Genomic DNA, 8,502 nt, shown 5'->3' on the forward strand with positions numbered 1-8,502 from the left:
GGCAGACTGGTTAGGAAAATCCAACCGAAGCAGAAAGGATAAGCCTATGGGCGGACTCATCGTCATCGGCGTGATTCTTCTAATTATTATTGCCACCGCCTTCGACGGTTTCTACATCGTCCGGACGAAGGAGGCCGCCATCATTGAGCGGATGGGTAAGTTCGTGAACGTTGCTCACGCGGGCTTGCACTTCAAGGTGCCTTATGTCGACCGCGTGCGCGCCAAGATCAGCCTGCAGATCCGTCAGCTCGACGTCATGGTGGAAACCAAGACCAAGGACAACGTCTTCGTCCAGATCCCCGTTGCTGTGCAGTACGAGGTAGTTCAGGGCAGCGAGCGTCAGGCCTTCTACACTCTGTCTAACCACGAGCAGCAGATCGTGGCTTATGTTCAGGACAATGTCCGTTCTTCGGTTGCCAACATGGACTTGGATGATTCCTTCTCCTCCAAGGACACCATCGCCCGCAACGTGGCGATGTCCCTGCGCGATAACATGGCCGCCTACGGCTGGAACTTTGTCAATACCCTGGTCACCGATATCCGCCCGGATGCCCGCGTGCGCGAGTCCATGAACTCCATTAACGCCGCACAGCGTGAGCGCGAGGCAGCCGTTGCCCAGGCAGAGGCCGAGAAGATCCGCGTGGTCAAGGAGGCCGAAGGTGCGGCCGAGGCCAAGAAGCTGCAGGGCCGCGGTGTGGCTGACCAGCGTAAGGAGATCGTCGAAGGTATTGCTCAGCAGTATGAGCTGCTGCGTGCTGCCGGCGTGCAAGAGAACCCCGAGACCCTCATGCTGGTCTCCCAGTACCTCGACGCCATGGTAGACGTGGCCGACCGCGCCCACACCAATGTGCTCTACATGCCGTCTAATCCGGGCGGCATGCAGGATCTCTTCGGTGGTATGCGCGACGCACTGCTGTCCACCAACGCTATTAATGAAGCGCCGAAGCCGTCGGTTTCCCTGTCCGACAACAAGCACAGCCGTGAGGATTCCGGTGCTGCACGTCGCCGCCGCGAGGAGCAGGAGCGCCGTGAGCGCGACGAGCGCGCCCGCCGCGATGCTGAGATGATGGAGCAGGCGCAGCGCGCGCAGCAACAAGCACAGCAGCAGGTGCAGAACGCGCCGCAGCAGGGCCAGGGCTTTAGCCAGATTCCGAGCTTCCCTTCTCCGCCGCAGGGCAATAACCAGCCGCAGAGCGCGCGCGACTATTTTGACCAGCTGCGCAACCAGCTCAACAAGGGCAATAACTAAGCACAGCGCTTAAGACTAAGCTCAGCACATAAAAAGAGGGCCTTCCCGCTTGGGGAAGGCCCTCTTTCCTGCCTTGGGTGGTGCTAGGCGGCCGTTACTTACTTGGTGTAGCCGATGTTCTCCACCTCGATGACGGCGAAGGAGTTGGCGCCGAAGTTTGCGATATCGGGGTGGGTCGCAACCATGGTCGGGCCGTTGAAGATAGGAATGATGCCGTACTGGGCAAGGGCTTCTTTCTCCAGCTCATTGGATTTTTTGATCTGCTCGTCTGGGTCAGCGATCTGGGATAGCTCGTCGATCTTCTTGTCCAGTTCTGGTGTGCCCGTGCCGGAGCGGTTGAGCTGGGAGCCGGTGCGATAGGTCTGGCCGAAGTAAGCGACACCGAAGGGATCGCCGGAGGAGAAACCCATAGGCAGAATATCGAAGTCGTACTTGGAGGTGATCTCGGAGAAGTCAGAGACTGGGCGTTCCTCCACCTTCAGGTCCACGCCGATATCCTTCATCATCTTTTGGGTGGCGGTGGCCATGGCCTTGCTGATGGAAGAATCTCCCAGCAGCGTGTAGCGCATGGACAGCTTCTTGCCGTCCTTCTCGCGGATGCCGTCGCCGCCTTCCTTCCAGCCGGCCTCATTGAGGAGCGACTTGGCCTTCTCTGGATCGAAAGAAATGACTGCGCCGACGTTGTCCTCGTAGCCCTTCTGGGTTTGGTAGAGGTTGAAGGAACCTGGCAGGTCCTCGGTGTAGCCGTTGAGTCCGTTGAAGCGGATGCCGGAGAGCGTGGCGCGGTCGATGCCGGTCATGATGGCTTCGCGCACCTTGATATCAGAGAGGATCTCGTTCTTGGAGTTGAGCGTGTACAGGTTCTTGCCTGGGGTCATGGCGGTGCGAATTTCAACGTCTGGCATGTCCTTGACGGCCGCCAGGCGTTCCTTGTTGGCCACGCCGGTGGCGTCAATTTCGCCGGCCTTGAACGCGTTGATGGAGGCCTGGTCCTCCATCTGGCGGTAGGTCACTTTGTCTAGGAATGGCTTATCACCCCACCACTTCTCGTTTGGAACGAAGGTAGCGCTGCCGTTCTTGAAGTCGACGCTTTCGACCTTGTACGGGCCCGCACCCCACTCCGGGTGGACCTTGCCCAGGTAGGCCTCGTTGAACTTCTCCGCGGAGTCAACCTGTGGCGGGAGCAGGACGTTGAACAGACCCTGCCACCACGGATAGGCCTGTTTAAAGGTGATGACGGCTTGCTTGTCGTTCTCACCCGGCTTGACGGACTCGATGAGCTCGTAGCCGTCGGTGGCGCTAACGTTGACGTCCTTGTTCTCACCGTTGTTGAACTTCCACGTGTTCTCAAAGGATTTCCAGTCAATCGGGGTGCCGTCGTTGTACTGCGCCTTCTCGTGGATGGTGAAGGTGACGACAGTCTTTCCGTCCTTTTCTTCGTCTTTGACGTCGGTGATGTAGTCATTGTTGACGTGGAACTCACCCGCGCCATCGAAGAGGCCAATTTGCGGGTTGTAGTACTTCCACAGGCTCAGGGTGTATGAGGTGGCGTCGGCCTGGAAGGTGTTCTGCTGCTGGGAGATCTCGTCGATAGCCAAGCGCAGCTCGCCACCCTCCTTGAGCTCGGAGCGGTCCTTAGGGTTGTAGGAGCCGTCCAGCTTGACGTCGAGCTTCTCGCCGGAGGCGGAATTGCCTGATCCATCGGAGCCGGAGCCGCCATCGGAGGCGCAGCCGGTCAGGATGAGGGCAGAGGCGGTGACCACTGCGAGGGCGGTCCTGCGGAGCTTCATATTCATGTGTGTGTGTCCTTTCGAGAGGAAACATGGAGACAAAGGTGAGTATTTAGTTATAAGTCTTGCTAAGCCGGGGTTTCGGCGGGCTGGTAAATCTCGCGTACCCGGTCACGTTCCACGGCTGGATCCGGCACCGGGATGGCGGAGAGCAGCGCGCGGGTATAGGCGTGTTGCGGGTTGTCGAAGACTTCGTCCGTGGGGCCGTATTCCACGAAGTCGCCCTTGTACATCACGGCGACCTTGTCGGAGAGGTGGCGCACCACGGAGAGGTCGTGGGCGACGAACACCAGGGAGATGCCTAGGCGATTCTTCAGGTCGTGCAGCAGGTTGATGATGCCGGCCTGGATGGACACATCGAGTGCGGAGACGGGCTCGTCGAGCACCACGATGGAGGGGTTGGTGGCCAGAGCGCGGGCCAGGCCGATGCGCTGGCGCTGCCCGCCGGAGAAGTGTCCGGGGAAGCGGTCCACCTGGTGGGACTCAAGACCGACGAGCTGCATCAGCTCCGCCACGCGCTGGCCGACGTCCCCCTCGTACCCCAGCGATTCCAGCGGCTCAGCGATGATCTCGCGGATGGTCATACGCGGGTTGAGCGAACTCATCGGGTCCTGGAAGACGATCTGGATGTCCTTGCGCAGCTTTCGGCGTGCCGACGCGCTCAAACCGGAGGTGTTGGTGCCGTTGACCACGATGGTGGAACCCTCGGGTGGGTTGAGGTCCATGATTTCCAGCAGGGTGGTGGTCTTGCCGGAGCCGGACTCGCCCACGATGGCGAAGCACTCGCCTTGGTGCACATCGAAGCTGACGTTTTTGACCGCATGGACGGTGCCGACGCGGCGCTTGAGAATCGCTCCCTTGATGAGCGGGAAGTCCTTGACCAGGTTCTTGACCTCCAAGGTAACCGGCCGCTGCTCGTAGGGAGTATCGCCCAAGGTATCGGCGGAAATCTTCGGCAACGGGTACATGCGCTCGCCGCCGATGGTGCCGTCCTTGATCTCATCGGAGCGCAGGCAGGAGGCGAAGTGCCCGGGGACGTCGTCAAGCGCGCGCAGCTCGGGCTCCAAGGTTCGGCACTCATCCTTCACCACTGGGCAGCGGTCCGCGAAGGGGCATTCGGCGGCGACGTCGATAAGCTGCGGCGGGGTACCCACGATGGGGGTCAGTGGTTCGTCGGTGGCCTTGTCCACGCGCGGCGTCGACCCGAGAAGGCCCACGGTATAGGGCATCTTGGGGTTGTTGAAGATGGTGTCGACATCGCCCAGCTCCACCGGGCGCCCGGCGTACATGACCAGGACGTCGTCGGCGGTGCCGGCGACTACACCCATGTCGTGGGTAATCATGATGACCGCGGCGCCCGTTTCGCGCTGGGCCACCTTGAGGACCTCCAGGATCTGGGCCTGGATGGTGACGTCGAGCGCAGTGGTGGGCTCGTCGGCGATGATGACGCGCGGGTTGTTGGCCATGGCAATAGCGATGACGACGCGCTGGCGCATGCCGCCGGAGAACTCGTGCGGGAATGACTTCACGCGCTTGTTCGCCTCCGGGATGCCGACGAGTTCGAGCAGGCGAATGGCCTCCTTCTCCGCTTCCTTCGTGGAGACATCGCGGTGGGTTTGGATGGCCTCGATGAGCTGGTCACCGATGGAGAACACCGGGGTCAGGGAGGAGAGAGGATCCTGGAAGATCATGGCGATATCCTTGCCGCGGATCTTCGACATTTCCTTGTCGGACTTGCCAATGAGCTCGGTGCCGGCATAGACCACGGAGCCTTCCACCTTGGCGTAGTCGGGCAGCAGTCCCATGACGGCCAAAGAGGTCACGGACTTACCGGAGCCGGACTCGCCCACAATCGCCAGGGTGCGCCCCGGCATGAGGTCGAAGTCGACGCCACGCACCGCGTGGACGGAGCCGGCCTCCGAGGGGAAGGTGACAGTGAGGTTGCGCACGGACAGCACTGGCTCGGTGGATGCAGTGGGGTCGGTGGCGCGGCTGGCCGGGACGGCGTTGGCGGTGTGTGCAGTATTCTGCGGGGTCATGCTCGGCCTCCGGAGTTCGAGTTGGGGTCAATGGCATCGCGCAGGCCGTCGGCGATGAACGCCATGGAGACGGTCAGCAGCGTGAGGATGCCTGCGGGGAAGTAGAAGAGCCAGGGCGAGGCCTCGACGGCGTTGGCGCCGCCGGCCAGGAGGGTGCCCAGGGAGACGTCGGGAAGCTTCACGCCCAAGCCCAGGAAGGACAGTGCGGTCTCCGACATGATGGTGGACACCACGCCCAGGGCCGCCTGGATGATGAGCAGCGAGCCGATGTTGGGAACCACGTGGCGAAAGATGGTGCGCAGGCGCGAGACTCCCATGTAGTCCGCGGCGCGGACATAGTCGTTCTCGCGCACACTGAGCGCCATGGCCCAGATGACGCGCGCCGGATACATCCAGCCGAAGGCGATGAGCACCACGATGAGTAGCTTCCAGTCGCCGCCGGAATCAGACACCACCAGGGCGATGAGCAGGAAGGTCGGGATAGCCAGCAAGAAGTGAATGACTGCCAGGATGACCTTTTCCACCGCGCCGCCGTACATGGCCGCGGCCGCGCCGATGAAGGCGGAGATCAGGGTAGAAGCCAGCGAGACGATGAGTGCGATGATCAGCGAGCGGCCCAAGCCGTGGACGGTCTGCGCAAAGAGATCGTTTCCAGAGTCCGTGGTTCCGAACCAGTGCTCCGGGGAAGGCCCGGTGGAGAGGTTGAAGAAGTCAGGCTCGTCGAAGGACCACGGGGTGAGGTAGCTGCCGAAGATGGAGAGCAGCGCGAGTAGCACGAAGATAACGAGGCCGACGGCAGCCGCCTTGTTGCGCAAGAAGCGGCGAACGTACAGCTTGAGTTTGGAGGTGCCGCGGAAATCACTGCTGGAGAATTGCTTGCGCTGCGCGTCATCGACGTCGACGCCGGAGCCGAGCGCGGACTGGGCGCTGGGTTCGGTCTGCGGTGAAAAGTCCGCAGTGGCGGCATGCGGGCGCACGCCGAGGTTATCAGCTGCCGTATCGATAGCGAGGTCGTTGCGGCGGTGGCGCTCGGTGTGGCGCGCTTCGGAGCGTGGCGACGTGGATTTCTTTTCTGGAGACATTTAGCTCACCCTTACTCGCGGATCGAGGGCGACGACGACGAGGTCAGCCAGAATTGCGGAGAAGGCAATCATGACGGCACCGAAGGCGGCGACGGCGGTGGTGCCGTTGACGTCGTTGCGGCTGATGGTTTCGATGAAGTACTGGCCCATTCCCTTCCACGCGAAGATGGTTTCCGTCATGATGGCGCCGGTAAAGATTCCGGGAACGGAGAAGGCCACGGAGGTTGCCACCGGAATGATGGAGGTGCGCAGGGCGTGCTTGCGGATGGCCTGGGAGCGCGTCAGGCCCTTGGCCCGGGCGGTGCGCACATAGTCGGCGTTCAAATTATCCAGCAGGAGGGTGCGCTGCATCATGTGGTAGCCGGCGTAGCTGATGATGATGAGCGAGATGGACGGCAAGATGAGGTGCTGCGCCATATCCAGCAGCTTGGGGAAGAAGCCTTCGACGCCGAGGCTGGAGGCACCCGTTACGTAGACCACGCGGTGGCCGGTGACGCGGTTGATCCACAGGCCGCCGGCGACGACCAAGATGGAAGCCACGACGACGTGCGTGTTCATCGTGATGATGGAGACGCCCTGCCAGAAGCGGTCGGCCGCTTTGTACTGGCGGGAGGCGGTGTAGACGCCGAGGGCGACGCCGATGACGACGGAGAGAATCGTGGCCACGAGCAGCAGCTGTGCCGAGACGAGCGCGCGGTGCCCGATTTGTGCGCTAACCGGGTCACCGAGAGGGGAGGTACCCCAGTCCCAGTGGAAGATGATGTTGGACAGCCATCCCCACCAGCGCTCAATGAGAGGGGTCTCCGGGTTGAGGCCGAGTGGCGTGAGAATTCGGCCGATTTCTTCCGGCCCGAGCGGTGGGTTGCGGCCGACATAATTTGATCGGGGATCAAGGAAGGTTGCGGCCAGGAGGTACGCGATATTAGTCGCGAGGAAGATGACTACCAGCCAGCTGGCGGTCTTCTTGATGATGTACTTGAACATCACTATTCCTTCGCAGGGTGTGGTCTCAACAGGTTTGGGAAGTATGGATGCCGTGAAACCTCACGGCATCCATGTGACCTAGACCTCAGGCTAGGTGCTGTGTCACATATTAAAAGAAATGTGAGACAGGAGGGAAAGATTTATTGTTTTTTGTTTCATGGGGGTGCTGCCTGCACGTCCTTAGGTTGCATTTATTACATATTAATAGGCCTATAGAAATTATCGGGCGTGAGGAATGTAGGTGCAGTGCGCACTAAGGTTCCCGCCGTCGAAAACCCTGCATAACCGTTTAGGGGCGAGTGAATATTATGCGCATAATTTCGGGGGTAGCGGGAGGGGTATCAGGGCATCTAAAAGGGGTAAAAATACTCAGCAAGCATTCAGTAGCTGACGAAGCGCATCCTTCTCCGCTGCCGTGACCCAGGCTCCATAGGCCGCCTTCACCTCTACGATGCGGCGCGCATACTCACAGCGAAATCCTTTGTTGGGCGGCAACCACGTGGCGGCATCGCCAGCGCCTTTTTGCTGGTTGAGGGGACCATCGACGGCGAGGAGGTTGCGGGGATCATTAGCAAAGTCGCGGCGCTTTTCTGGTGACCATTGCTGGGCGCCTTTCTGCCAGGCGTCGGCAAGCGGCACAACGTGATCGATCTGTACCGCACGTGATGTCTGCGCCCCGCGCTGGAACTCAATGTCCTGGCCCGAATAAGGATCGTGCAAGGTGCCGGAAAGTGCCACGCAGTCGTGGGTGCCTTCCTTGAGAACGAGGCTCTCTGGGGCCAAGTCTCTGCGGAGGATGTCATTGCGGGTATCGCAGCCATTGTGGCCGAACTCCACCGTGACGTCATCGGACCACGCCTGGCCAAACTCTTCGCGCTCATAGCCGGTCCTGGGCGCGCGGCCTTTGACCTCCAAGGAATCTAAGGCGGCGAGCGCCTCGGCAATTTCTGGCGCAATGTCTGGTGTGTGCGTGGTTACGTCGGAGGGTTCTTCTGTTGGGCTCTCCTGCGCGGTGGGTGGTGTAGGTGCCGCGCTTGGCGACGCCACTGGGGGCGCGGCCGGGGCGGGAAGGAGCAGGCCGATCGCCACGAGCACAGCCACCGCGGCGTTGAGCAGCGCGGCGATGAAGAACGGGGTACGAGTGGCCATGACGCATTGATCCTAGTGGGTAAAATCGGCACACGGTATGAGTATCGATATGTTCTTTGACGAGTACCTCGCTGAACGCGGCCTGACGCGCTCCGCCGAGGTTGTCCCGGACCACGCCTGCCAGGTCTTTTGTGATGCGCCTGAGCCGAAGCCCCAGTCTTCCCTCGAAGAGGCGGTTCAACTCGTCGCCCACACCTTGGGGGAGTAGA

The 8,502-nt window shown here is 61.1% G+C and carries 7 protein-coding genes; 2 read left to right on the forward strand and 5 right to left on the reverse strand.

The window, feature by feature from the left end; translation table 11 throughout:
* Positions 1 to 46: 46 nt before the first annotated feature.
* Entirely contained in the window at positions 47 to 1,249 is a 1,203-nt protein-coding gene (locus tag ACUY3D_RS10045) for an SPFH domain-containing protein (RefSeq protein ID WP_448241035.1), read from the forward strand.
* Between the two features lie 98 nt (positions 1,250 to 1,347).
* On the opposite strand, the gene ACUY3D_RS10050 is transcribed toward ACUY3D_RS10045, so the two are convergent.
* The 5 genes from ACUY3D_RS10050 to ACUY3D_RS10070 all read right to left on the reverse strand — a co-directional run bounded on the left by ACUY3D_RS10050 (position 1,348) and on the right by ACUY3D_RS10070 (position 8,293).
* Positions 1,348 to 3,045 (reverse strand): ABC transporter family substrate-binding protein, encoded by a 1,698-nt coding sequence (locus ACUY3D_RS10050; RefSeq protein WP_448241036.1) that lies wholly within the window; start codon positions 3,043 to 3,045, stop codon positions 1,348 to 1,350.
* 62 nt (positions 3,046 to 3,107) lie between these two features.
* The gene (locus ACUY3D_RS10055; protein WP_448241038.1) at positions 3,108 to 5,078 is read right to left on the reverse strand and encodes an ABC transporter ATP-binding protein; all 1,971 of its coding nucleotides are present in this window, start codon (positions 5,076 to 5,078) and stop codon (positions 3,108 to 3,110) included.
* Positions 5,075 to 6,160 (reverse strand): ABC transporter permease, encoded by a 1,086-nt coding sequence (locus ACUY3D_RS10060; RefSeq protein WP_448241040.1) that lies wholly within the window; start codon positions 6,158 to 6,160, stop codon positions 5,075 to 5,077. Before ACUY3D_RS10060 ends, ACUY3D_RS10055 begins: the two co-directional genes overlap by 4 nt.
* On the reverse strand, positions 6,161 to 7,144 hold the full coding sequence (locus ACUY3D_RS10065; protein WP_070530021.1) for an ABC transporter permease: 984 nt from the start codon (positions 7,142 to 7,144) through the stop codon (positions 6,161 to 6,163). It abuts the gene before it with no gap.
* A 369-nt stretch (positions 7,145 to 7,513) separates the two neighbouring features.
* Positions 7,514 to 8,293: an HNH endonuclease family protein gene (locus ACUY3D_RS10070; RefSeq protein WP_448241042.1), complete on the reverse strand. Its 780-nt coding sequence runs from the start codon at positions 8,291 to 8,293 to the stop codon at positions 7,514 to 7,516.
* Positions 8,294 to 8,330: 37 nt separating this feature from the next.
* Between ACUY3D_RS10070 and ACUY3D_RS10075 the strand changes: the two genes are divergently transcribed.
* Entirely contained in the window at positions 8,331 to 8,501 is a 171-nt protein-coding gene (locus ACUY3D_RS10075) for a hypothetical protein (RefSeq protein ID WP_186312178.1), read from the forward strand.
* The last annotated feature ends 1 nt before the right edge of the window (position 8,502 follow it).

Source organism: Corynebacterium guaraldiae (genome assembly GCF_053480195.1).

Bases quoted from the DNA above. Each gene is read 5' to 3' on its own strand.
- ACUY3D_RS10070 (WP_448241042.1), bottom strand. From the start codon at position 8,293: ATGGCCACTCGTACCCCGTTCTTCATCGCCGCGCTGCTCAACGCCGCG.
- ACUY3D_RS10075 (WP_186312178.1), top strand. From the start codon at position 8,331: ATGAGTATCGATATGTTCTTTGACGAGTACCTCGCTGAACGCGGCCTG.
- ACUY3D_RS10060 (WP_448241040.1), bottom strand. From the start codon at position 6,160: ATGTCTCCAGAAAAGAAATCCACGTCGCCACGCTCCGAAGCGCGCCAC.
- ACUY3D_RS10055 (WP_448241038.1), bottom strand. From the start codon at position 5,078: ATGACCCCGCAGAATACTGCACACACCGCCAACGCCGTCCCGGCCAGC.
- ACUY3D_RS10065 (WP_070530021.1), bottom strand. From the start codon at position 7,144: ATGTTCAAGTACATCATCAAGAAGACCGCCAGCTGGCTGGTAGTCATC.
- ACUY3D_RS10050 (WP_448241036.1), bottom strand. From the start codon at position 3,045: ATGAATATGAAGCTCCGCAGGACCGCCCTCGCAGTGGTCACCGCCTCT.
- ACUY3D_RS10045 (WP_448241035.1), top strand. From the start codon at position 47: ATGGGCGGACTCATCGTCATCGGCGTGATTCTTCTAATTATTATTGCC.